The organism is Cryobacterium sp. 10S3 (assembly GCF_034344045.1).
GTDB lineage: Bacteria > Actinomycetota > Actinomycetes > Actinomycetales > Microbacteriaceae > Cryobacterium > Cryobacterium glucosi.
This window is the reverse complement of the sequence record NZ_CP133773.1, coordinates 1,126,159-1,148,872: the sequence shown is the minus strand read 5'-3', so window position 1 is coordinate 1,148,872 and position 22,714 is coordinate 1,126,159. Positions and strand designations below refer to the sequence as shown.

21 protein-coding genes are annotated in these 22,714 nt (G+C 68.1%); 6 read left to right on the top strand and 15 right to left on the bottom strand.

The window, feature by feature from the left end:
• Positions 1–57 precede the first annotated feature (57 nt).
• Together RHM57_RS05315 and RHM57_RS05310 are read left to right on the top strand one after the other, a co-directional pair.
• Positions 58–1,065, top strand: coding sequence for an ABC transporter substrate-binding protein (locus tag RHM57_RS05315; RefSeq protein ID WP_134559974.1), 1,008 nt, complete (start codon positions 58–60; stop codon positions 1,063–1,065).
• A gap of 116 nt (positions 1,066–1,181) precedes the next feature.
• Positions 1,182–2,024, top strand: a complete 843-nt coding sequence (locus RHM57_RS05310; RefSeq protein ID WP_134559972.1) for an alpha/beta fold hydrolase — start codon at positions 1,182–1,184, stop codon at positions 2,022–2,024.
• Here RHM57_RS05310 and RHM57_RS05305 read toward each other — a convergent pair.
• A complete protein-coding gene (locus tag RHM57_RS05305) occupies positions 1,996–2,796 on the bottom strand; it encodes an alpha/beta hydrolase (RefSeq protein WP_322136060.1) in 801 nt (266 codons plus the stop codon). The two genes, RHM57_RS05310 and RHM57_RS05305, sit on opposite strands and share 29 nt — an antisense overlap.
• 134 nt (positions 2,797–2,930) lie before the next feature.
• Between RHM57_RS05305 and RHM57_RS05300 the strand changes: the two genes are divergently transcribed.
• Positions 2,931–3,491 (top strand): cysteine hydrolase family protein, encoded by a 561-nt coding sequence (locus RHM57_RS05300; protein ID WP_198413439.1) that lies wholly within the window; start codon positions 2,931–2,933, stop codon positions 3,489–3,491.
• Between the two features lie 41 nt (positions 3,492–3,532).
• Here RHM57_RS05300 and RHM57_RS05295 read toward each other — a convergent pair whose 3' ends face one another.
• The 5 genes from RHM57_RS05295 to RHM57_RS05275 form a co-directional block, all read right to left on the bottom strand.
• Positions 3,533–5,215, bottom strand: coding sequence for an HNH endonuclease signature motif containing protein (locus RHM57_RS05295; protein ID WP_322189614.1), 1,683 nt, complete (start codon positions 5,213–5,215; stop codon positions 3,533–3,535).
• Positions 5,216–5,441: 226 nt separating this feature from the next.
• Positions 5,442–6,827: an NtaA/DmoA family FMN-dependent monooxygenase gene (locus tag RHM57_RS05290; RefSeq protein WP_322140754.1), complete on the bottom strand. Its 1,386-nt coding sequence runs from the start codon at positions 6,825–6,827 to the stop codon at positions 5,442–5,444.
• Positions 6,827–8,131 (bottom strand): LLM class flavin-dependent oxidoreductase, encoded by a 1,305-nt coding sequence (locus RHM57_RS05285; protein WP_134561316.1) that lies wholly within the window; start codon positions 8,129–8,131, stop codon positions 6,827–6,829. The genes RHM57_RS05290 and RHM57_RS05285 overlap by 1 nt, the downstream gene beginning before the upstream one ends.
• Positions 8,132–8,258: 127 nt before the next feature.
• Positions 8,259–8,588 (bottom strand): SHOCT domain-containing protein, encoded by a 330-nt coding sequence (locus RHM57_RS05280; protein WP_134561317.1) that lies wholly within the window; start codon positions 8,586–8,588, stop codon positions 8,259–8,261.
• A 48-nt stretch (positions 8,589–8,636) separates the two neighbouring features.
• Positions 8,637–8,900, bottom strand: a complete 264-nt coding sequence (locus tag RHM57_RS05275) for a hypothetical protein (protein WP_134450261.1) — start codon at positions 8,898–8,900, stop codon at positions 8,637–8,639.
• A gap of 228 nt (positions 8,901–9,128) precedes the next feature.
• On the opposite strand from RHM57_RS05275, the gene RHM57_RS05270 reads away from it, so the two are divergent.
• Positions 9,129–9,512 carry an SHOCT domain-containing protein gene (locus RHM57_RS05270; RefSeq protein WP_134450260.1) on the top strand — a complete coding sequence of 128 codons (384 nt, stop codon included), beginning with the start codon at positions 9,129–9,131 and terminating at the stop codon, positions 9,510–9,512.
• Between the two features lie 58 nt (positions 9,513–9,570).
• Positions 9,571–10,530, top strand: a complete 960-nt coding sequence (locus RHM57_RS05265; protein ID WP_134450259.1) for a 1-phosphofructokinase family hexose kinase — start codon at positions 9,571–9,573, stop codon at positions 10,528–10,530.
• Between the two features lie 21 nt (positions 10,531–10,551).
• Here the strand turns inward: RHM57_RS05265 and RHM57_RS05260 are convergent, their stop codons facing one another.
• The 7 genes from RHM57_RS05260 to RHM57_RS05230 all read right to left on the bottom strand — a co-directional run bounded on the left by RHM57_RS05260 (position 10,552) and on the right by RHM57_RS05230 (position 19,517).
• On the bottom strand, positions 10,552–10,803 hold the full coding sequence (locus RHM57_RS05260) for a hypothetical protein (protein ID WP_134450258.1): 252 nt from the start codon (positions 10,801–10,803) through the stop codon (positions 10,552–10,554).
• Entirely contained in the window at positions 10,796–14,188 is a 3,393-nt protein-coding gene (locus RHM57_RS05255) for an ATP-binding protein (RefSeq protein WP_322136064.1), read from the bottom strand. The genes RHM57_RS05260 and RHM57_RS05255 overlap by 8 nt, the downstream gene beginning before the upstream one ends.
• Complete coding sequence (locus RHM57_RS05250) at positions 14,185–14,991, bottom strand: DUF4194 domain-containing protein (RefSeq protein ID WP_134558507.1); 807 nt, start codon at positions 14,989–14,991, stop codon at positions 14,185–14,187. Before RHM57_RS05250 ends, RHM57_RS05255 begins: the two co-directional genes overlap by 4 nt.
• Positions 14,984–16,486, bottom strand: a complete 1,503-nt coding sequence (locus RHM57_RS05245; protein ID WP_166787438.1) for a DUF3375 domain-containing protein — start codon at positions 16,484–16,486, stop codon at positions 14,984–14,986. The genes RHM57_RS05250 and RHM57_RS05245 overlap by 8 nt, the downstream gene beginning before the upstream one ends.
• A 116-nt stretch (positions 16,487–16,602) precedes the next feature.
• Complete coding sequence (locus RHM57_RS05240; RefSeq protein WP_370294748.1) at positions 16,603–17,898, bottom strand: MFS transporter; 1,296 nt, start codon at positions 17,896–17,898, stop codon at positions 16,603–16,605.
• Positions 17,899–18,047: 149 nt separating this feature from the next.
• Positions 18,048–18,353, bottom strand: a complete 306-nt coding sequence (locus RHM57_RS05235) for a hypothetical protein (RefSeq protein ID WP_134450254.1) — start codon at positions 18,351–18,353, stop codon at positions 18,048–18,050.
• Between the two features lie 165 nt (positions 18,354–18,518).
• Complete coding sequence (locus RHM57_RS05230; RefSeq protein ID WP_322140753.1) at positions 18,519–19,517, bottom strand: LLM class flavin-dependent oxidoreductase; 999 nt, start codon at positions 19,515–19,517, stop codon at positions 18,519–18,521.
• Between the two features lie 60 nt (positions 19,518–19,577).
• On the opposite strand from RHM57_RS05230, the gene RHM57_RS05225 reads away from it, so the two are divergent.
• Positions 19,578–20,222 (top strand): YitT family protein, encoded by a 645-nt coding sequence (locus RHM57_RS05225; protein ID WP_134450252.1) that lies wholly within the window; start codon positions 19,578–19,580, stop codon positions 20,220–20,222.
• A 68-nt stretch (positions 20,223–20,290) separates the two neighbouring features.
• On the opposite strand, the gene RHM57_RS05220 is transcribed toward RHM57_RS05225, so the two are convergent.
• Together RHM57_RS05220 and RHM57_RS05215 are read right to left on the bottom strand one after the other, a co-directional pair.
• Entirely contained in the window at positions 20,291–20,914 is a 624-nt protein-coding gene (locus RHM57_RS05220; protein WP_322136066.1) for a sugar O-acetyltransferase, read from the bottom strand.
• A gap of 72 nt (positions 20,915–20,986) precedes the next feature.
• Positions 20,987–22,675: a long-chain-fatty-acid--CoA ligase gene (locus RHM57_RS05215; RefSeq protein WP_322136067.1), complete on the bottom strand. Its 1,689-nt coding sequence runs from the start codon at positions 22,673–22,675 to the stop codon at positions 20,987–20,989.
• Between the last annotated feature and the right edge of the window lie 39 nt (positions 22,676–22,714).

The window sequence follows — 22,714 nt, the reverse complement described above, 5'->3', positions numbered from 1 at the left end:
CACCCACCCTGCACAGCAGCATTCACAAACAGAACCCCACAGAAATAGAGGCACACAATGGCAATTAAGAAGAAAACCGCGGTCATCATCGGAGGCATCGCCGCCGTTGCTCTCGTCGCAGGCGGCATCACCGCGGCCGTCCTGGCCGGCACCGGCAACAGCTCGGCCCAGGCCGCAGGCGCGGCCTCTCCCTCGGCGTCCGCCGCACCTGTGACGTTCAACCTCGGCCCGAAGCAGGACCGGATCCGTCTCGACAAGGTGCCCGAGGCCATCGCGGCCATCAAGAAGAGCGGTTTCACCCCGATCGAGGCCGGCAAGCTCACGGTCGTCGTCAGCCCGTACGTCGCTCCCCTTGGCCTGTTCGCGACCGACGACACGACCCTGATCGGCAACGAAACCGACATCGCCCAGCTCATCGCCGATGGTCTCGGCCTCGAGCTCAACCTGCAGCCGGCAGCGTGGGCGGACTGGCCCCTCGGCATCCAGTCCGGCAAGTACGACCTGATCACGTCCAACGTCACGGTGACCGAGGCCCGCAAGGACCTCTACGACTTCGCGAGCTACCGCGAGGACCTCCTCGGCTTCTACGTGAAGAGCGACTCGAAGATCTCGTCCATCAAGGAAGCCAAGGACGTCGCCGGCCTCAAGGTCATCGTCGGCTCCGGGACCAACCAGGAGAAGATCCTCCAGGGCTGGGACAAGGAGAACATCGCCAAGGGCCTCGCCCCCGTCGAGTACCAGTACTTCGACGACACCGCAGCCGCGAACCTCGCCCTGCAGTCCGGGCGCGCCGATGCCAACTTCGGACCGAACGCGACCTCTGCCTACGCAGCAGCCCAGAACGGTGAGACCAGGCTCGTCGGCACCTTCAACGGCGGCTACCCGGCGCACGCCAACATCGCTGCGGGCACCAAGAAGGGCAACGGCCTCATCGAGGGCGTCAGCATCGTGCTCAACAAGGCGATCACGGGCGGTCAATACGGCGACGTTCTCGCCCGCTGGGGCCTCACGTCCGAGGGCGTCACCGAGTCCCTCGTGAACCCGGCAGGACTTCCGCGCGAGTAGCGCGAGTAGCCACCACTCAGTGACCGGAAGAGCCGGGTCGGGAGAGACACTTCTCCCGGCCCGGCTCTTCCGGTTTCATGCCTGTCTCCTGCCCGCCCCCTGCCTAGGATGTCTCCATGGTGTTCATTCAGGACCTGCACCTTCGCGACGGTCGCACGCTCCGCGTGCACGACAGCGCCGCCGACCACGAACTCGACTCGGCCTTCACCGTGCTCTGGCAGCACGGTTCACCCCAGACGGGAGCCCTGCTCGAGCCGTTGCTGTCCGCGGCGGCCGCTCGCGGCATCCGTCTCATCTCGTATGGCCGGCCCGGCTACGGCGGTTCGTCTGCGCTGCCGGGTCGTGACGTGGCCGCCGCGGCCACCGACGTCGAACAGCTTGCCGACGCGCTCGGCATCGCCCGATTCGCCGTCATGGGCGCGTCCGGCGGCGGTCCGCACGCCCTCGCTTGCGCCGCCCTGCTGCCGGAGCGAGTCTCGGCAGTGGGCTGCCTCGCGAGTCTGGCCCCGCTCGACGCCGACGGTATCGACTGGTTCGCCGGCATGGCCACGGACGGAGCCTCCCTCCGCGCGGCACTGCTCGGTCGCGCGGAGCGCACAACGTACGAGGAAACCGTGGACTTCGACCCGGACAGCTTCATCGAGGCGGACTACGACGCACTGGCGGGCCCGTGGGCCTCCCTGGGCACCGATGTCGGCCTGGCTTCGGAAGCGGGGCCGGAGGGCCTGATCGATGATGATCTCGCCTTCGTGGCCCCGTGGGGCTTCCCCGTTTCCGCGGTCTCCGCCCCGGTCCTGCTCCTCCAGGGCGTCAGGGATCGGGTGGTCCCGCCATCTCACGCCGACTGGCTGAGTCGGCGCCTTCCCCGAGCCGAGCTCCGGCTGCGCCCCGACGACGGCCACATTTCCGTGCTCGAGGCGTGTCCAGCGGTCATGGACTGGTTGTACGCGCGGCCGTGATCGCGGCCCCGAGCGCCTCGGCAATCACGCGATCCGCCGAGTCCCGGTGAATCGAATGCCCTGCACCCGCAACGAACGCGTAGCTGAGGTTCGCGTGCCGGGCTGCGAGGCGCTCGCCCTGTTCGGGAAGCACCGATGCGCTGCCCGACGCGGGGTCCGCGCCGAGGAGCCTGACCGGCACCCGGACGTCGTCGAGGTGCGGTTCGAGATCCCAGGGGCTGGTGTCGCTCAGCACGCGCTCGACCGTGAACGGGCTGACCACACGTGCGGCCTCCACCTTCTGGTGCGCGTCTTCCGCGTGCCAGCCCGGGTTCTGGCTGAGTATTCCCGCCGTTGTCGGATCGGTGATCTCCGCGATCGTTTCGGCGAGGAGCGGTGCGACCGAGTCCGGTCCGAGGGTGAGCGGTGGGTCGAGAAGCAAAACGCTCCGAGTCCAGTCGTCGCTGCCCGCCGCGGCGAGGAGCGCGACAGCGCCGCCGAGCGAGTGCCCGATGACCAGGTCCCAGGGCTTCCCCGGCGCCGGGCGGAGCCGCAGCGTGTCGGCGACGAATCCCTCCAGCGGATACGAGGTCGTGCGCGGGGCCCGACCGTGGCCACGCTGGTCGGGAGCGACCACGAACCATCCCTCCGCAGCGAGTCCGCTCGCGACTCGCCACCAGACCGCTCCCGCGGACGTGAGTCCGTGAAGCAGCAGCACGCTCCGCGACGCGGCGGGATCGCCCCAGGTCAGCACGGGCAATTCGACGGAGATTCCGGTATATGTGGCGGTCACGATGTCCTTGCGGGATCGGAAATGAAACGGGGAGGATGGAGCCGAGAATACGGCAGCGCGTGACACTGCAAATCCGGCCCGTAACAATTAGAGTCGTGTGGGGGAATCGGCACAGGAAACGAAGCGGAGCAGGTGTGAGCACTGGAATTGTGGTCATTGACATCCAGAAGGACTACTTCCCCGGGGGCGCATATCCCCTCTCCGGGAGTGAGTCCGCCGCGGTGGTTGCCCGGGGCGTCCTCGACTCTGCCCGTGCAACCGGCACGACCGTCATACACTTCCAGCACATCGCCACCGAAGCGGATGCGACGTTCTTCGTCCCGGGGACCACAGGCGTCGAGATCTACCCGCTCGTGGCACCGGTGACACCGGAGCGCCACTTCACCAAGGGCTCCGCGAACGCCTTTGTGGACACCGGCCTCGAACGGCTGTTGCGCGCTGAGAACATCGACCACCTTGTCGTCATGGGCATGATGAGCAGCATGTGCATCGATGCGACCTCGAGGGCCGCCCTCGACCTCGGCTTCGCCGTCACCATCGTGCACAACGCCTGCGCGGCGCCTGCCTTCGAGTTCCAGGGCACTGAGGTTCCGGGGGCATCCGTTCATGCCGCCTTCATGGCCGCACTCCGCGATGCCGGTGCCGATGTGCTCGCCGCAGCCGACCTCGACCTCGAGTCGCTCCCGGTCCGCTGACGGAGGCCGTGCCCCGTCACGGTTGGTCACGTCACGGTTGGTCAGTCGCGGTTGGGTGGTCCGGTGAGGACCTGGTGGGCGCGGTGCCTGTTCGGTGGCCGCCAGAGTCGTTGCGGGTCGATCAACCCGGGGGCCCGCACCTGCGGTGAGCCCTTCACCATTCGGATCTCCCACCCGGAGGTATCGATGCTGTGGTGATGGAACCAGCAGAGTAAGACCCCGTTGTCGACGGTCGTCGGGCCGTCTTTCGCCCAGGGCTTCACATGGTGCACTTCGGCCCAGTGCGCCGGGGCCTTGCACCCGGGAATGATGCACCCGCCGTCCCGGGCGGTAATCGCCCGGCGTTGGGCCCGGTTGAAGTAGCGTCGTTCCGGCCCGAGCTTGAGCACTTCGTTGTTCGCCCCGAACAACACGCCCTGGAAGCCGCCGTCACAGATGCGCTGATGCACCGTCTTCAACGACACGGGGGCCTCGACCCCGTCGACCCACCCCACCCCGACCCCCGAGGCGAGGTCCGCAGCGTTGACGTGCACCATCACCGTCGGCGCCGACCCGCCCATGCTGGGCGTGTCCTCGTCGCGGGCGGCGTGTTCGAACAGGGCCCGGAGGATGTCGGCGCGTTTCTCCCCACTCGTGCGGGTATCCGCCCGGCGCTCCCGGAGCTCTGCCTCGATCACGTCCAGATCCGGGCCCGTGTCGGCGTCGGTACCCGCGGTCTCGGCGCCGGGGATCATCTGCCCCGAATCCATCAGGGCCTGTTCCTCGGCGGTGGGGAACGCCGGGCGGGCGTGGAAGCTGAGGAAGGCGTCGAAGAGGGTGTTCATCACCCCGTAGAGTTCCGGCGTGACTCCGCCCTTGACGGGGTAGAGCCCGTTCTTGAGTTGTCCGAAGCCGATGTTGGACTTCGCCTCGAACAGGTCCTCGGTCGGGAGGACCCCGTCGGGGTCCAGGGCCGCCTGCCACTGCGCGACCATGCCCCGGATCAGGTCCGTGGTCACCGGCACACCGGCCCCGGCCAAATCCTCGGTCTCCGGGGTGATCAGCCCGGCCGCAGAGGCGACCAGGGCCCGCTCCGCCGTCAACAGGTCATCCGGCGCCACCCGGTGACTGATCACCTGCAGCCCGGCCACGATCAACTCCGCCGTCTCCACCCCGATCTGCCCCGCCGCCAGGGCGGCCCCGACCGTCGGGAACAAGGGCGGTAACCAGCTGCTCCCGCCGCACGGCCGCGGCAACACCGCGTCGCCGAGCTTCGTGCGGCGTTTGACCTCCCGGGCCGAGACCCGTGTCACCCGGGTGAGGACATCCCACGGGCCCGTGCAGCCCATCCGCCAGGCCAGACCTTCGCGGCCGAGGACCCGGGCCCGCCGGTCCGCATCCGTCGCCGTGTTCACCCGGGCCGCGTCCACCGTGCGCCCGATGGCCTCCACTTCCTTCAGAGCAGTGACCGCTTCCGCATCACTGAGCAACCCCACCGGAATCGCAGCCAGAGCCTCCGCGAGAGCCGCCCGGGCTCCGGCGAGCCTTGCGACAGCATCCGCATGCACCGACGGCACCGAACCGGCCAGACCCTCCGCGCCCTCGAAACCCTCGGCAACCGCAACCGGATGGGCCGACTCCGCCGATGGGGCCAGCTGGTCGCCCGCTGCGGTGGGCTGGTGCCCCGCAGCCCCGGAACCGGGTGACTGCGGGGTGTGTGACTGGGGATCGGAAGCTCCTGCCATACCCCGATTCTACCCCGAATCGAACACGAATGCGAGACTTACTCACATAATTTTGGGCCTTTCAGCCCAACTTTCATACCTGAGAACGAGTGCTCCGACCCCGTGGTGGCTAACTCAGGAGATCCGCCCGGGCGAGCAGCACCGGCCCGCGGACCAGTGCTGCCGATCCCGCCCGGCCCAAACAATCTCCTGAATTTGCAACCACCGCTGCCCGAATCTCCTGGGGCTACTGAGTGAGGCCCAGCGTCTCGCGCAGGGTCGCGCCGGCTTCATACTCGGTGCGGTAGACGCCGCGCTCCTGAAGCTCCGGGATGACCCGGTCGACGAACTCGTCGAGGCCCGTCGGATTCGTGTGGCCGACGATGACGAAGCCGTCTGAAGCTTCCTCCTGAACGTGCCGGTTGATCTGCTCGGCGACGTGCACCGGCGTGCCGACGAAGGTGTGCTTCGCGGCGAAGCGGATGACCAGGTCGCGGATGCTCAGCCCTTCGGCCTCAGCAAGGCCGCGCCAGGACTTCGCGACCGCAACCGGGTCCGCGACATGGCGCACCCGGCCGCGGGTGACGCCCTCGTCGGCGAGGACGGGGTCGGTCTCCGGCAGTGGGCCATCCGGGTCGTAGCCGCCCAGGTCGGTGCCCCAGAGCTGCTCGAGGAACGAGATCGCGGTCTGCGGGCTCACCTGCAGGAGCGCTACTTCGCGGGAGCGTTCCCGCGCTTCGGCCGCGGTGTCGCCGAGGATGAAGGTCGCCGCCGGCAGAATCTTGAGGGAGTCGGGGTGGCGGCCGACGGCCGGAAGGCGGCCCTTCACATCGCGGAAGAACCGCTGGCCGTCCTCGAATTCGGAGTGCAGGGAGAAGATCACTTCCGCGTTCGCCGACGCGAAATCACGGCCGTCGGCAGAGTCTCCGGCCTGCACGATCACCGGGTGGCCCTGTGGGCTGCGCGGGAGGGTACCGAAGCCCTTCACGTCGAACTGCTGGCCGTGGTGGTCGACCGCCGTGAGCGCATCGGCGGAGAGGAACTCCCCCGTGTCCTTGTTCGCGGCGAGGGCCCCGGGCGCCCAGCCATCCCACAGTGCGCGCGCGACGGCGACGAACTCCTCGGCGCGCACGTAGCGGTCCTTCGGGTCGAGGAAGCCGCCGCGACGGAAGTTCTCGCCGTGGAAGGCGTCGGAGGTCGTGACGATGTTCCAGCCGGCCCGCCCCCCGCTCAGCAGGTCGAGACTCGCGAGCTGCCTGGCGAGTTCGTACGGTTCGTTGAAGGTCGAGCTGAGGGTGCCGACGAGGCCGATGTGTTCGGTCACGGCGGCGATCCCGGCCAGGATCGCGAGGGTGTTGGGTCGACCCACGACGTCGAGGTCATGGATGAGCCCCTTCTGTTCCCGCAGCCTGAGCCCCTCGGCGAGGAAGAGGAAGTCGAACTTGCCGCGCTCGGCATTCTGCGCGAAGTGCCGGAAGGAGGAGAACGCGATCTGGCTCTCGGCCTTGCCGTCGCTCCAGACCGAGGTGTTGTTCACCCCGGGGAAGTGCGCGGCGAGGTGCACCTGCCGAATCGGACGCCCGGCGGGATCCTGGGCGATCGGGTGGACGGTCGTGCTGGCGGTCGTGGTCATCAGCGGATGCTTCCGGTCAGGTCGAGTTCGAAGGTGGAGTCTGCGGCGGGGTCGCCTTCGGTGTCTGCCGTAGCGGTGCCGCGAGCGTCGGCGTCGGCAGGGGTCGCGTAGCGGCTCTCCGGGCGACCGAATCCGAGCCGGGCGCGGAGCGTGGCCACCCCGTCGGGCCGGTCGAGGACACCCGCGGAACGCAGTAGCGGAACGACGCTCTCGGTGATCGCCGAGAGGTCTTCCGGAAGCCGTGCCGGGCGCAGCCGAACGCCGTCGATGCCGAGCTTGTGCCAGTGCAGGAGCTGGGTGGCGACGGCTTCGGCGGTGTCGGCGAGGATGAGCGTGTCGGAGGTCCAGGGTTCCCCGTGGGTGGCGTTGAGCCGGGCAAGGGTCGCCTGGGCCGCATCCGCCGTCTCCGCGATCAGGACCGAGATCTCGGTCCAGACCCGCAGGGGTTCGTCTGCCCCGCGCGACACGTCGTGGGCCGCCGTCTCGAGCTGCCCAAGGATGGCCTCGAGGTGCGCGTCGTCGTGCGGGGTAACGCCGACGATGTCGGCGCCGGCCACGGCGAGTTCGTACGGGACCTTCTGGTGGGCGAGCGCGTAGACGAGCGGCTGGCCCTGCGGCGGGCGCGGGGTGATCGAGGGCCCCTTGACGGTGAACCGGTCGCCCTCGAAGTCGATGTAGTGCAGCTTGTCGCGGTCGACGAACCGGCCCGTCTCCACATCGCGGATCACGGCGTCGTCCTCCCAGCTGTCCCAGAGCCGCCGGGCGACCTCGACGGTGTCGCGCGCCTCGCCGAAGAGGTCCTCGATCAGGGCGGTCTGGGCCGGGTCTGCGCCCAGGACGACGAGGGCTGGGTCGAGGGCGGGCAGCGTGCGGCGTCCGACGTGCGCGGCCTCATGGGCACGCCCGGAGACCTGCACGCGCCAGCCGGCCCGGCCTTCGCTCACGTAGTCGAGGGTCTGCACCCCCGTTGCCACGTGGAACGGTTCCGTGTGCGTCGTGGTGATCGTCGGCACGAGGCCGATCGTGCTCGTGTGCGGCGCAATCGATGTCGCGAGCAGAAGCGCGTCGAGTCGACCGCGCACCTCGTCGCGGCGGGGGTCGATTCCGCCGAAGCCCGAGCTCTGGAGGCCGAAGGAATCCTCGATCGTGACCAGGTCGATGCCGGCAGCCTCGGCGGCACGCACGAGGGCGACCCAGTAGTCGAGGTGGAACAGGTCTGCGGGGCGGGCGTCCGGCTCGCGCCAGGCCGACGGGTGCCAGCCGGCGCCGTCGAGTGCGATTCCCAGGTACAGCGACGATGTCATCGGGAGTGTCCTTTTCTCTGCGCGAGACACGGTCGTCTGCGCGGACACCCACGATATGCACGGCACTGTTCCGCCAGGCCGCAGGCAGGTCACACAAAGTCATGCGTGAAACCTGCGGTAACAATTGTCAGATGCCGAGGAGTTTTGCCTTCGCCGCCGAGAACTCCGCGTCGGTGATCACGCCGGCCGTCTTGAGGGTCGCGAGCCGTTCGATCTGGGCGGACAGGCTGTCGTCGGCGGCGACTGCCGGTTGCGGCGCCTGCGCATACTCCTGCGGTGGTGGAGCGTACTGCGGCTGTTGCGGTTGTTGCTGGACAGCCTGCTGGTCGGCTGCGGATTGGGCCCTGGCCTGTTGCCGACGGCTCACTCCGCCGGAAACTGCGGTCGCCGTGCCTGCGATGACCGCGGTGCGTGCCATCGTCCCCATCAGCCCGGGTCGCCCACCTCGACGCATCATGGTGTTCCTTTCGTCGTGTTCCGAAATGTGTTGCGTGGCCTGTTGGGGTCAGTCGGTGTCGGCCCCGGGTTCTTCCAGCGCCATCAGCACCTCGTCCACGACGGATTCGGGTACGTGCACGTCTTCGAGAAGGACTCCTCCGGAGTCCAGGATCGCATCGCGCAGCGGCCTGAACCAGGTGTGTTCGAAGACCAGGATGGCCGCCGAGCTGTTGTTCTCGAGGTCCGTCGACAGCTCGTCAACATCGTCGTCGGAGAGTCGGCACGGTCTCTCCTCGCTCGTCGTCACGACCTCGTCGTCGAGACGCTCCATCAGGACACTGGGGACACTAATCCGGTCCGATGCGGGCATCAAGGTGCCCGCGAAAGGAGACCTTTCCGGCGGACTCTGGTCGCGCTATGGTCGGGCTGCCGGCGAGATAGCCCGGCACTGGAGCGGATCTCGTGCTCGGTTCGCCCTGCCTGTTCCACCCGGCCTGGAACCGCAAGAACCCCTGGCATCGCAAGGACACAGAAGAGCACCTGAGGCAAGGAGCAGTTCATGTTTGCGAATTTCTGGGACGTCGTGTGGTTCTTCTTTTGGAGTTTCGCGTTCATCGCGTATCTCATGGTGTTGTTCTCGATCGTCGGCGACATTTTCCGGGATCACAAGCTCACCGGTTTGGCCAAGGCCGTCTGGCTGATCTTCCTCGTTTTCGTTCCCTTCCTGACGGCCCTGGTCTACCTGATCGCCCGCGGCCCGGACATGGCAAGACGACAGGCGGAACGCGTGCAGCAGGCGCAGGCATATACGGATGACTACGTGAGGTCCGTCGCCTCGTCCGCCAGCCCCTCCGCGGAAATCGCGAAGGCGAAAGAACTCTTCGACAGCGGCTCGATCACGGCCACGGAGTTCGAGGCGCTCAAGGCCAAGGCGCTCAGGTAGCGCGCTGCGAAGGGCGTGAGCCTCCAGCGCTTCCGGTAGCGGCTTCTAGACTGGGCAGATGGACGCCTCGAGCCTCGTGAATGCACCACCGATTTTGACCCTCACCATTAATCCCGCCCTCGACGTCAGCACCTCGACGGCCCATGTGACCGGGGAGCACAAGCTCCGGTGCGGGAGCACGCGCATCGACCCGGGGGGCGGCGGCGTGAACGTGGCCAGGGTCATCCGTCGCCTCGGCGGCACCGCTCTGTCCCTGTATGCGGCAGGCGGGCCAACGGGAGAGGCCTATCGCCAGCTCATCGCAGCGGAAGGACTCCCCACCGTTCTGGTGCCGATCAAGGAAAGCACGCGCCAGAGCTTCACCGTCGACGAAACCGATACCGGCAAGCAGTTCCGCTTCGTGCTCCAGGGACCCGAGTTGTCCGAGGCCGAGTGGACCACGTGCCTCGACACCCTCGCCGCGTCGATGCCCCGCGGCGGATATGTCATCGCGAGCGGCAGCCTGCCCCCGGGAGTCCCCGACGACTTCTACGCACGGGTCGCCCGCCTGGCCAGAACCAATGGAGCGCGGTGCATCGTGGATGCCTCCGGTCCGGCCCTCAGCGGAGCGCTCGCGGAAGGGGTCTTCCTGGTCAAGCCCAGCCTCCGCGAACTCGAGGCTCACGCCGGCGTGAAGCTCGAGACTCCGGAGAGCCAGGCGGAGGCCGCGTCGGCGCTCGTCGCCAGCGGCGCAGCAGAGTACGTGGCGCTCACCCTCGGCGGAGAGGGCGCCCTGCTTGCATCGAAGACCGGGGTCATCCGCTCTGAGGTTCCGAAGGTGACCGTGATCAGCACCGTCGGGGCCGGCGACAGCTTTCTCGGCGCCTTCGTGCTGCGCCTCGCCCAGGGCAGAACCGTCGAGGAGGCCTTCCGTGCGGGAGTCGCCGCCGGGAGTGCAACGGCCTCGACACCCGCAACCGAACTGTGCCACCGCGAGGACGTCGAACGACTCGAGGCCGAGCTCGCCGCGCGGGCCTGAGCCGGCGCGGCGGCAGACGGCCTACGCGAAGAAGATCGGGTCGAACTCGCGGAGAGTGTTGCCGTTCTTGGGTGCTTCCGTGAGGAACACGTTGAAGCCGTAGGGCAACGGCGCGTCGTCGTCGTCGATGAACCACAGGTCGGTGACGCGGTAGGCCACGCCACCGGTGTAGATCCCGTCGCCGATTTCCGGAAGAGTGTCGCCATCGGCGATCTCGAGGAATTCCTTGTTCGGCAGCACATAGGTGGTCGGTACAGTCTGTTCTTCATCCATGGTTCGAGCTTACCGGGACCGGATTTGGGGACGACAGCGGGGTGATGTACGAGTAGCCGGTGCTGGTGTTCTTGGTCATCGAGAGCACGAGTTCCATGTGCGGTTCGAGGGCGGTGACCTTGTCGAGCGGCGACCCCACGATGAGCTGGAAGCCGAGTCCCTTCCACGCGGCCACAGCACGGCCGGCGAACTCGGAGTCCGATTTCACGAAACCCTCGTCGAGGAAGACCGGTGCGAACCGCGGGCGGGTGCGGCTCTCGTCGCCGAGCTGGAAGCGCAGCGCGGCCCCGACGACGAACGCCACGAGTTCCTGGGACTCTCCACCGCTCTTGCCGCCGAGCGAGGAGTATGTGCTCACCTCGACGCCGTCGGGCGTCGACCGTACCGCGGTGATCTCCACGTGCTTGCGCACGTCGAGGAGCAGGTCCCGCTGCGACTCCGTGCGCGTCCCTGGTTCCGGCCGGCGAATCTGGGCCATGAAATTGTGGAGACGGGTGAACCGGGCCTCGGTTTCCTCGTCGGTGAAGTCCTCGGTCGCTCCGGACGCGAGGACCTTGAGCTCCTTGCGGAACGCGGTGGCGTCGTCGCGGTGCAGGCGGCGCAGTGCGATCTTCAGTCGATCGCGGCCGGCCCCGAACGGCAGGGTTGCAAGGATCTCGTTGATCGGTCTGAGCCGGTCCTCGATCTCCTCGATGGCAGTGTTGAACGCCGCGGTGAGAGGCACGAGGTCTTGTCCGCTCCACGCCGACAGCCGTCGCTTCCATTCCTGGCGCCGCTCGTGCAGGCCGAGCGTGTAGACGGCGTCGAGGATGTCCCGGTAGCTCGTGTACGACTCGAGCGAGGTGCCGATGTTCGGGTCTGGCCACCTGCCCTGGAACGTCTCGAAGATGCGGACCAGTGAATCCCGGGCGCTCGTGGCGTTCTCCCTGTCGTGCGCGGACTGCTCGGTGAGGCGCTCGCGCAGCCGTCGGACGCCGCCCTCGAGTGCGGCGAGGTCGCCCTGGTCTCCGACGAGGGCGAACTGGTCGGTCAGGTGCGCGAAGTGCTCCTCGGAGAGGGTGGCCGCCTGGTCACGTTCGATCCGGTCGAGCATGCCGGAGACGGCGTCCTGACGGTCGACGATCCGCGCCTGTTCGGCGGCAAGACGCTCGGCGGTCCCATCGGCCGCGTGTTTGAGCTTCTGGGCGGCCTCGAGTTCGGAGGAGAAGCGTCCTTCCTCGGCTTTGAGGGCGCGGAGGATGTCGCTGCCCGCGAGGACGCGCTCCGATTCGGCTTCCTTCTCGGCGATCCTGGCCTCGGCGCCGGCCACATCGATCGACAGCCAGGTGGTGTCCACGACGTACTGGTGGGCGCTTCGCCTGCTGCGGAGGTCGGCGATGCGGTTCCCCACTTCGGCGGCGTCACGGGAGAGTGCCTCGGCCGCGCCGGCCAGTTCGGCGCGTTCGGCCACGATCTCGGCGAGTCGACCGGCGTTCGAGAAGCCGACGATCGGCGCCTGGCCCTTGTTCCAGCCGTGTGCCCCGCGCTTGCCGTTTCGGGTCTGGCCGCTCGGGGTGACCCGCGGGCCGTCGCCGGCCAGGTCGGTGGCCTCGGCCACGCAGAGCGCGTCGAGGCTCGGTGCGCTGACCCGGTCCTGGACCCAGCCGCTGAAGGGTGAATCCTGATAGACGAGCTTGCCGGACACGTAGCGGGGGTCGCCGGTACGAGGTCGGTGCGCCCGGAGTGCGACGCCCTCGAAGTGGATGCGCACCGGGATCTGAATCGGTTCGATGGCCGCGCTGAGGGCGCGCAACCGCGTCTCGTCGACGAGCATGACGCGCACGACGGACGACAGGGTGACTTCGGCGGCCTGGCGCCAGGATTCCTCGCCGGCGGCGAGGTCGACGAGTTCGGCGACGAAGGGCAACTCGTCCGCGGGGATCCCCGCGGCCTCCGCGATCATCACCCGGGCATTGTGCAGGTGCTGGGGAATCAGGTTCTCGCGGCCCGCGAGGAAGTCGTGCTCCTGGCCCAGGGTCCTGAGCTGTTCCTCGACGGGGAAGGCGTTCCGTTGCAGGGTCGTGCGCTCGGCCTCGAGGTCACGCTCGGCCCCGGAAAACCCGGCGAGGAAGCGTTCCGCGTCGTTCTGCGCGAGGGTGAATTCGGCCGGCGAGACGATCGCCGGGGCGAGGACGGCGGTGCGGTCGTCGAACTTCGCACGCTCAGCCGCTACGTCGTCGCGCTGGTCCCGGAGCTGGCCGATCTCGTTCTGCAGGCTGACGAGGACGTCGCCGCCGTTGTCACGCTGCTGGTGCTGCACCTCGGCGACGCGGGACTTGAGCTCGGTCTCGGCGTTCCTGGCCCGGGTGAGCTCGACCTGGTTGTCCCGGCGGCCGATGCGATTGGTGTCTGCGGCACCCTCGAGCAGTCCCTGCTCGGTGAGGAGCTGCCAGAGCACGAACGGGGTGTCGCCGGTGCGATGGACCCCGAAGGTGTCGATCAGGTCGGCCTTCTCCGCAGCTGTCTCGTACTCCCGGTGCAGGTCGGGAATTCGTTCGAGGACCTTCGCCTTCTGGGCCTCGGTCAGCATGGCCCCGTAGGACCTCTCGAGGTCCTCGAAATGATCGACGGCCTTGTCTGCCGCCGCATAGGTGGCCGGCTCTTCGAGGACCATCGACTTGTAGAGCCCGTCGACCGTCTTGACCTGCTGTCCGGCCTGGATCCGCGCGAGGAGCCGCAGCGCCTTGCCGCCCTCGCCGTTGGCGCCGATTCCGAGCCGGGTGTAGAGGGTCTGGGCGAATGCCGCGTAGGTGTCGAAGACATCCAGTTCGGGGAACCGGGTCCGGAGCGCCCGCTTGTCGAAGCGCGCCTCGGTGACGTCGGCGAGGTCACGCAGGTCGAGGAGGCCGTCCTGGGTGGCCATCTTCATGGTGATGTCGGCGAATTTGGTCGCGCCCCGTGGCACGAAATAGGCGCGCAGCACCGTGAACCGGCGGCCGTTGTCGTCGACGAAGGTCATCGCGACCGCGCCCCAGGTCGCGTCGTGCGCGCCGCGGAGGACCTGGTCCTGCATCTCCCCTGTGCCGGCCTCACGGTTGGAGTCGGTCTTGCCCCTGAGGTAGGTCATCAGGTTGCGCTGGTCGAGGCTCCGTGCCCTGCCGGACCCCGCGTCGTTGGACGCACCGTTGAACGGTGTGTCCGAGGGCATCATCAGCGCGAGGTAGGCGTCGAGGAGGCTGCTCTTGCCGGTTCCGGATGCCCCGGAGAGCAGGGTCGCCGAGGGGGCGAAGGTGATCTCGTGGTGGCCCTGGAAGCCGCCCCAGTTGACCATCTGGAACAGTTCGGCGCGCCACTGCGTCGTGCCCTCAGTGGATCCGTCGATGTAGAAGAGTGGGGAATCGCTCATGAGATCGCCTCCAGTTCGGGGTCGCGGTCGCCCGGATCAAGCGCACCCTTGTCGGGGAGCCCGGGTGCGGGCACGACCGCGGCGGGCGCACCGGCTGCGTTCTGCTCGACGAGCCATTCGTGCAGTTCGGCGAGCCGTTCGAGCGGAAGCAGAACTTCGATCACGGCCGAGATGCGGAATCGGTCCGGATCGCTCGTCTTGAGCAGCACCCGCGCCTTGGCGAGGCTGTCGACGGCGGCGCTCGCCTTGCGGGCGTCGCCGTACCGGTCCATCGAGAACTCGGGGCGGAAGTGCGCCACATTCTCCACGAGATTGTCGCGGTCGACGAGCACGATGTCCTGGCCGTTTGCGCGTTCGCTGCGGAACCGCTGGCGCAGCAGCACGAGCAGGATCGTTTCCTCGCGCGTGTATGCGACGTCGTGCAGAAGGGTCGGGAACCGGTCTCCCGCCTCCGAGACGGCCTGCCGTTTGAACGCGACCTGGTAGTGCAGGTCGATGTGCAGGTCGAGGAACATGTCGTTGAGGCGCGACTTGAGCAGCCGCTGCGAGTCGAGCAGGGTGCGCCATTCCGCGGGCTGAAGCGCTGCTGACACGTAGCGGTGCTTCATCAGGAGCACCAGGGTGCGGCGCTGTTCCACGGTGAGGCCGCCCTCGTCGCCCTCGAAGAGGGAGAAGCTCGCGGGCTCGTCGTCGATGGCGGCGTCGATCCCTGCGCCGGCGTCACCGTCCAGGCCGTCGTCGTCGCGGTCGAGGTCGTCGCGGCCGTCCTGGTCGTCCTGGTCGTCTGTCCACTCGTCAGTCATGATCGGATCCATAGTTCAGGGCGGCCAGGGCCGCCGTTTCGTCGTCGTTCAGGATGATGCGGGGAACCGAGAAGGTGCGCCGGCTGCCGTCGGGCCGGACGGTCTCGAAGCTCTCGACCTGGTGCGCGCGGCCGAGCGCGTCGACCTGGGTCGCGATCTGCAGCATGCCGAGAATCTCGACCGGGCGCCGCAACGCCGGTTCGAGGCCGTTGAACGCCGCACCGACGGATGCCGCGTCTCCCGTTCCGCGGAACGTCACGAGGGCGTCACGCATCCGTTCGAGCATCGGGCCGCCCTGCCTGCGCATCTCGTCGAGGCTCGGCGGTTCGGGGGCGTACTCGGACACGTCCTCGAGGTCCGGCGGCGGCCTGTGGTTCAGCGGATCGTAGAACCGTTCGCGGAGGTGCTCGACGTCGAGAATGCCGGGCATGAGTTCTGCCGTGACCGTCGACCGGGGTCCGGCGGTCTCCATCCAGACCGCGAGTTCCTTGTTGATCTCCCGCAGGAGGCGCTCGAGTTCGCGGTCCTTGACGACGTCGTGGTTCACAATGTGCTCGCGGAGAGTGGTCGTGAGGCCGTTCCGCTGGGTCAGCACGTCGTCGATGCCTTTGCGGATCAGCCCGACGGTGCCGAGGAAGGTGCGTCGCTCCGCGGTGGTCAGCCGGGCGGCGAAGGGATGGTCGAGGATCGCCTCGAGGTCGTTCTTGACGTCGGAGAGGAGTGCGTCGTCGCGCAGCAGAGTGAAGGCGCCCTCGAAGGCGCGACCTTCCGCGGTCGCCGACATCAGGGCATCGGTCTTGGCGAGGTATTCGTCGAGGACCTCGCCGATGGGGCGTTCCTCGCCGCGGAAGTCGCTCACGATCTGGCGGTGCATGGCCGCGACGGATTCCTCGACGCGTTTGAAGTCGCTCGGCAGCTGCATGATCAGGTCGACGAGGTTCGCGTAGCCTTCGTGCATCTGTTCGTCGGTCGCGGTGGCGATCTCGCCGCCGCCCTGGAGTCGGTCGCGCTCCGCGGTCTTCTCGGCGATCTCCTGGTCGAGACGGCGGATCCGCGCTTCCCGGTCGGGGGTGGCCTGGGTGGCGCGGTGGCGGACGCTGTCGACGATGGTCGTGAGGCGGGACTCGCTGATCAGGGCGCGGTCCTGGGAGAGGCTGTCGACGAGGAGGAGTGCCTCGAGGGCGTGCGAGGTGAGGGAGTACTGCTCCTCACCGCCCTCCCCGGTCTCGCGGTAGAGCCAGAGGTCATTCATCCACTGGACGCAGAGGGCGCGGCCGTTCTTGCCCGGCACCTCGCTCCCGACGGACCGGAGGTCGGCGAGGTAGGCGTCGACCTGCGAGTGCAGGCGGTCGGCCTGAACGCTCCGCCGGTCACGGCTGAACGCCGACTTGAAGACGGCGAGGACAAACGGCGCCCACTTGCGATCGAGCAAGCGCAGGGTGGGTTTGTCGAAGGCTTCGCGCACGCGCGCCAGTTCACCCGCAATTTCGCTCACAGTGGTAGTTCCCTTCCCGGACCCCTTCAACCGTAACGGGCGCGAGATTCGATTCTGTCCAGGGTCCGGTCGCACGGGCTGGCGCTGGGCAGGAACGGGACGGGCACGGGGGCCGGTCAGGAGCTTAGGTTCGAGCCGCCCCAGTGCTCTCCCGGGCGCCCGCGTCGGCGGAGGCGCACCGTCAGGTGCAGCTCGTTCCGGTGCGCGAGGATCAGGGCGATGACCACCGCGGCGAGCGCGGGCACGAGGCCGGACACGAGCATCCCGGTGTCCGGGCCGAAGGACTCGACGATCCAGCCCATCAGGGGTCCTCCGATTGCCTGGCCGCCGAGCAGCACGAGCACCCAGACCGACATGACCCGCCCGCGCACCCGCACGTTGGACGACATCTGCACGAGTGGGTTGCCCGCGGTGAAGAAGAACTGGTTCGCGATGCCCGTGACGATGAGGGCGGCCCCGAAGCTGATCTCGGTGGGCATCAGGCCGGAACTCGCCTGGATCAGGGCCCAGACTCCGCCGCTGACGATGACCGTCCGCAAGCGGATGTTGGCCCGACGTGTCGAGGCAAGCGCACCCGCGACCGCGCCGACGGCGATCAGGGTGTTGAACAGGCCGTAGCCGCCTGCGCCCACCTTGTAGACGTGGTCGGCGTATGCGGCCAGGAGCACGGGCATGTTGAGGGAGAAGACGGAGAGGAAGGCGAGCATCACGATCGGCCAGAGGATGGTCGGCTTCGAGACGACATAGCGCAGGCCCTCGATGAGCTGCCCCTTCTGCCGCGGAGCCGTCGGGGTGCGGTACAGCGCGGAGGCGTCGAGCCTGGTCAGGGCGAGGACGGTCAGCAGGCACGCGGCGGCGTTGATGCCGAAGGACCAGCCGGACCCGACCGCGACGATCAGGGCACCGCTGATGGCCGGCCCGATCAGCGCGCCGAGCTGGAAGACCGTCGAGTTCACCGTGATCGCGTTGCGGAGGTAGCGCGGGCCGACGATCTCGTTCACGAAGACCTGACGGGTGGGGTTGTCGATCACGGTGACGAGCCCGACCAGGAAGGCGATCGCCCAGACCTGCCAGACCTGCACGGTGTTGGTGAGGGTGAGCACCGCGAGGACAGCGCTGAGCAGGGCGGCCGCTGACTGGGTGAGCATGAGCAGCATCCGCTTCGAATAACGGTCGACGATCACGCCGCCGAAGAGGCCGAAGGCGAGCATCGGAGCGAACTGCATCGTGACGGTCACCCCGACGGCCGCGACGCTGCCGGTCAGTTGCAGCACGAGCCAGTCCTGGGCGATGCGCTGCATCCAGGTGCCGGTCATGGCCACCGCGTTGGACGCCGTGAACAGGCGGAAGTTCGGAACGCTCAGGGAGTCGAGGGTCTGGCGCCACGGGCGGGGGCCTTCGTTCACCGGAATGGGAGTGGTGGGCGGGAAAAGATCCGCGGGTGAAGTCAAGAAATGCCCTGCGTCTACCCACGATCGAAAATCGATCGGGTCTGCTCCACGCTACGCTCCCCAGCGACGCCCGCGCTCCACGACCGGTCGCGCCCGCGCCGAATGCACGGTCAGGCGGGGAGCAGCCCGCTTGCGTCGACGAGGAGAGCCGCCGCCTTGTCCCAGAGCAGGGAGTGTCCGCGTTCACACGCCCCGTCGAGCTGGGTGCCGCTGAGCGCGCGGAACAACGGCTCGTCCCGGCGGATGAAGCCGATCACCTGGTCGCGGAACCGGATCTCCTGCAGGCTGTCATCCTCGCACCGCACGACGACGAGGCGAATCGTCCTGATCGCGTCGTCCCGGGAAATCAGGCGAAGCGACAGGGAGGCGACAGCTGGCGTGCGGCGGCGGGTGGTTTGGACTGCGGGGTGCGACATCGGATCTCCGGCTCTCACGACGGTCGGCCGGGGCTACCGGTGACCCCGGGCAGCTCATGGAACCTCTCGACTCGTGGCTGACATTAACGCCACCGCCTGCCGGAATCGGATAGTCCCCTTTTAGGAGGACCCTCCCATGCGAAGAATCCAAGGCGCCGGGATCGGTCAGACGGTCACGCCGTTCATGGCTCCGGCGGTCAGCTCGACCGAGCGCAGCCGAGCCTCGATGTCCCGCGAGGCGTGCGCGATGATCAGTTCGTCGGCGTGGGTCGAGGCGACGAAGTCGTCGAGGAAGACCCGCACGTCTGCGGGATCGCCGACGGCCGAGTAGCGCATCATATTCGCGATCTGACGCCCTTCCGCAGTGATGAGGAAGGCGTCGACCTGCTGGTCGGTGTACTCCGGCGACGCCGGACCGCGCGTGAGCATGCCGCGCACCCGGTTCCGCCGGGTCTCCTCGAACTGTCGGACGGCATCCGCCCGGTCGTCTGCGGCGATCACGTTCACACCGACGATCACGTGCGGCTCGGCGAGCTGCGCCGAGGGCCTGAAGTCGCGCCGGTACAGGGCGATGGCCTCGTGCAGGGCGTCCGGCGCGAAGTGGGAGGCGAAGGCGTACGGCAGGCCGAGCGCCGCGGCCAGGCCTGCTCCGAAGAGCGAGGAGCCGAGGATGTAGAGCGGCACGTTGGTGCCGGCACCGGGGATGGCCTGCACCCCCGGCACGATTGACTCGCCGCGCAGGTAGGCCTGGAGCTCCATCACGTCCTGGGGGAACTGGTCGGAGGCGCGGGGGTCGCGACGCATCGCCCGCGCGGTGGTCTGGTCGCTGCCCGGGGCGCGGCCGAGGCCCAGGTCGATCCGCCGAGGGTAGAGCTCGGCGAGGGTGCCGAACTGTTCGGCGATGGTGAGCGGAGAGTGGTTGGGCAGCATCACGCCGCCGGAGCCGAGCCGGATGGTCGACGTCTGGCCCGCGACATGGCCGACGAGGACGCTCGTGGCCGAGGACGCGATCGTCGGCATGTTGTGGTGTTCGGCGTACCAGACACGGGTATAGCCGTGCTTCTCGGCGGTCTGCGCAAGGCGGACGCTTCCCGCGAAGCTCTCCCTGGCAGTCTGCCCGGGTGCAATCGGAGCGAGGTCAAGAATGGACAGGGCAACAGTCATACCGTGGACAACCACGCACGGGTGCGAAACGTTACCCGTGCCATCGTGCAGACTTGCATAATGCCGAAATCTCCCCTGGCCGTCGAGCCCAGAACACTCAACACGGATGTCGCGCCGCGCCATTCGGCGGTCGAGGACGTTCTCGGAATCCTCACCGGCACCCTCCTCGCGTCGTTCGGGCTGTTCCTGCTCAAGGCGAGCGCGGCGGTGACCGGCGGCACGGCGGGACTCGCGCTCCTGCTGAGCTACGCGGCTCCCGTGCCGTTCGGTGTGTTCTTCTTCGCGATCAACGTGCCGTTCTTCGCCCTCGCTCTCTGGAAGAAGGGCTGGAACTTCACGCTGCGCACCGTCATCGCGGTCGCGCTCGTCTCCGCGTTCTCGTCCCTGCACCCGTACGCCCTCGGGATCGAGCACCTCAATCCGGTCTACGGCGTGTTGTTCGGCAACCTCGTGATCGGGGTGGGGCTGATCGTGTTGTTCCGCCACAAGGCCAGCCTGGGTGGGTTCAACATCCTCGCCCTGCTCCTGCAGGAGCGCCTCGGCTGGCGTGCCGGGTATGTGCAGATGGTGTTCGACGTGACCGTCGTCGTCGCCGCGATCACGGTCGTCGCACCGCTGAACGTCGCCCTCTCGGCGGCGGGCGCGATCGTGCTCAACCTCGTGCTCGCGCTCAACCACCGGCCGGGACGCTACCTCGGCACCTGAGCCGCGGCATCCGCTGCGGGCGGTCTCGGGCTTGCCGGGCCACTCGGGCCACTCGGCGAGGCGCGGCTCTATTCGCCTTCGCCCGTGGCCTGCTCCGGCTCGCCGATCGTGCGCACGACCCTGGCCGGGTTGCCGACGGCGATGACCCCGGCCGGCACGTCCTTGGTCACGACGGACCCGGCACCGATCACGCTGCCGTCACCGATCGTGACCCCGGGGCATACGACGACGTTGCCGCCGAGCCAGACGTCGTTGCCGATGTGGATCGGCAGAACGCGCTCGTAGCCCGCGCGGCGCTCGTCGACGTCGAGAGCGTGGATCGGCGTGTAGAGGCGGGCGCTCGGCCCGATCAGCACGTTGTTCCCGATCGTGATCTCGCCGCCGCCCAGGGTGAGGAAGTCCCCGTTGATGAAGGTGTCCCTGCCGATGTGCAGGCGGGATCCGTAGTCGAGGTACATCGGCGGCCGGAAGTCGAGGTTCTCCCCCGCCGTGCCGAGCATGCCCGTCAGCAGCGCGTATGCGGCCTCCCTGTCCTCGTCGTAGAGGGCCGTGATCCGACGGCAGGTGCGCTGGGTGCTGTTCGTCATTTCGGCGAGCTCGGGGCCGGACCGGTAGCGGTACCAGTCCCCCGCGACCATCTTGTCGAATTCGGAGCGGTCGGGATCGGGGGTCGGTCGTTCGGTGAGGTCCACGTGGACAATCCTAAACCGCATCCCGGGTATTTGTTTGTGATAACAACAAACGGGTGGCGGGTACGATCCGCCTCAGAGCAGCGGCAGCACCTGCTCGCGCACCTGCCTGCGCAGGATCTTGCCGAGCATCGACCGCGGCATGTCGTCGATCTGCACGATGCGGCGCGGGATCTTGTATGCGGCGAGCAGTTCACGGCAGTGCGCGCGCAGGGCCTCCTGGTCGAGCGTCGCGCCGGGCTCGAGCTCCACGGCTGCGACGACCATCTCCCCGCCGCGCTCGAGCGGCTTGCCGAAGACCGCGGCGTCCTTTATGGACGCGTGCAGCCGCAGCGCCGTCTCCACCTCGGTGGGTGAGACGTTGAACCCGCCGGTGATGACGAGCTCCTTGGCCCGGTCGACGATTGTCGTGAAGCCGTCGGCGTCCACGGTGACGATATCGCCGGTGCGCAGCCAGCCGCCCGGCAAGAGCGCCTTCTTGGTTTCGTCCGGGTTGTTCCAGTACCCCTGAAAGACCTGAGGACCCTTGAGTAACAGCTCCCCCGGCTGCCCCTGGGCTACTTCGATGCTCGGGTCGTCGAGATCGACGACCTTCATCAGGGTCGAGGGGAACGGCACCCCGATAGTTCCGGGACGGCGGGTGGAGTAGAACGGGTTGCCGAGGGCGACCGGGGAGGATTCGGTCATCCCATAGCCCTCGACAAGAAGGCCGCCGGAGACCGATTCCCAGAGCTCGACGACGTGCGCGGGCAGGTTCATAGCGCCGGAGATGCAGTATTTGCAGGAGCGCAGCGAGACGCCCTGTTCCTGCGCGGCCCGGGCGGTGCGCTCGTAGATGGGCGGAACGGCGCAGTAGACGGTCGCGGGCGACTTCTTCATCGCGGCGAGGATCAGCCCGGGCTCGAACTTCGGGAACAGCACGAGCAGCGCCTGCTTGCGGATGCCGTAAGTCAGGTAGAGCGTCATGCCGAAGGCGTGGAACATCGGCAGGATCGCGTAGAAGATCTCCTTGCGATACTCGGCTCCGTGCATCCACGCCTCGCCCTGGAGCGCGTTCGAATACAGGTTGAAGTGGGTGAGCATCGCACCCTTGGGACGGCCCGTGGTGCCGGAGGTGTACTGGATGGCGGCAAGGTCGTCGACCGACGGATGCGGGTGCTCCGGGTCGATGCGACCGTGCGTGAGTAGTTCCTTCCAGGCGATCGTGCCGGGCGCGGAACCAGTGAGGGCCTCGCGGGACTCCCGCAGGCTCTTGACCGGCAGGTACAGGGCCAGGCGCTTGATCGTCGGGAACGCCATCAGCAGGTTGACAGAGACGATGTGGTCGATCTCGATGTCGGCAGGGAAGGCGCGGATCGCCGCGACCGTCTTGTCCCAGGCGATCACGATGCGGGCCTGGTGGTCCTCGAACTGGTGGCGGAGTTCCCGCGAGGTGTAGAGCGGGTTGTGCTCGACCACGACCGCGCCGAGGCGCAGCACCGCGTAGAACGCGACGACGTGCTGGGGGCAGTTCGGCAGCAGGAGCGCGACCCGGTCTCCGGCGCGGACGCCGAGGTGCCGGAGGCCCTCCGCCGCGCGGTCGATCTGCTCACCGAGCTCGGTGTAGGTCGTCCGCCGTCCGAAGAACTCGAGGGCCGGGTGGCTGCCTGCCTCGGCGACGGACCGTTCGAGCATGGCGACGAGCGACTCCGTCGGAAGGTCGATTTCGGCAGGAACCCCCGGTTGGTAGTTCTTTACCCAGGGCTGTTGCTCAGTGTTGGCCATGCTCCCATCCTCCCGCGAACGGCTCCCCGGCCGCGCGCG

Excerpts from the sequence above, each read along its gene's own strand:
- RHM57_RS05315 (WP_134559974.1), top strand. The coding sequence starts at position 58 with ATGGCAATTAAGAAGAAAACCGCGGTCATCATCGGAGGCATCGCCGCC.
- RHM57_RS05310 (WP_134559972.1), top strand. The coding sequence starts at position 1,182 with ATGGTGTTCATTCAGGACCTGCACCTTCGCGACGGTCGCACGCTCCGC.
- RHM57_RS05295 (WP_322189614.1), bottom strand. The coding sequence starts at position 5,215 with ATGGCAGGAGCTTCCGATCCCCAGTCACACACCCCGCAGTCACCCGGT.
- RHM57_RS05290 (WP_322140754.1), bottom strand. The coding sequence starts at position 6,827 with ATGACCACGACCGCCAGCACGACCGTCCACCCGATCGCCCAGGATCCC.
- RHM57_RS05285 (WP_134561316.1), bottom strand. The coding sequence starts at position 8,131 with ATGACATCGTCGCTGTACCTGGGAATCGCACTCGACGGCGCCGGCTGG.
- RHM57_RS05280 (WP_134561317.1), bottom strand. The coding sequence starts at position 8,588 with ATGATGCGTCGAGGTGGGCGACCCGGGCTGATGGGGACGATGGCACGC.
- RHM57_RS05275 (WP_134450261.1), bottom strand. The coding sequence starts at position 8,900 with ATGGAGCGTCTCGACGACGAGGTCGTGACGACGAGCGAGGAGAGACCG.
- RHM57_RS05270 (WP_134450260.1), top strand. The coding sequence starts at position 9,129 with ATGTTTGCGAATTTCTGGGACGTCGTGTGGTTCTTCTTTTGGAGTTTC.
- RHM57_RS05265 (WP_134450259.1), top strand. The coding sequence starts at position 9,571 with ATGGACGCCTCGAGCCTCGTGAATGCACCACCGATTTTGACCCTCACC.
- RHM57_RS05260 (WP_134450258.1), bottom strand. The coding sequence starts at position 10,803 with ATGGATGAAGAACAGACTGTACCGACCACCTATGTGCTGCCGAACAAG.
- RHM57_RS05255 (WP_322136064.1), bottom strand. The coding sequence starts at position 14,188 with ATGAGCGATTCCCCACTCTTCTACATCGACGGATCCACTGAGGGCACG.
- RHM57_RS05250 (WP_134558507.1), bottom strand. The coding sequence starts at position 14,991 with ATGACTGACGAGTGGACAGACGACCAGGACGACCAGGACGGCCGCGAC.
- RHM57_RS05235 (WP_134450254.1), bottom strand. The coding sequence starts at position 18,353 with ATGTCGCACCCCGCAGTCCAAACCACCCGCCGCCGCACGCCAGCTGTC.
- RHM57_RS05230 (WP_322140753.1), bottom strand. The coding sequence starts at position 19,517 with ATGACTGTTGCCCTGTCCATTCTTGACCTCGCTCCGATTGCACCCGGG.
- RHM57_RS05225 (WP_134450252.1), top strand. The coding sequence starts at position 19,578 with ATGCCGAAATCTCCCCTGGCCGTCGAGCCCAGAACACTCAACACGGAT.
- RHM57_RS05215 (WP_322136067.1), bottom strand. The coding sequence starts at position 22,675 with ATGGCCAACACTGAGCAACAGCCCTGGGTAAAGAACTACCAACCGGGG.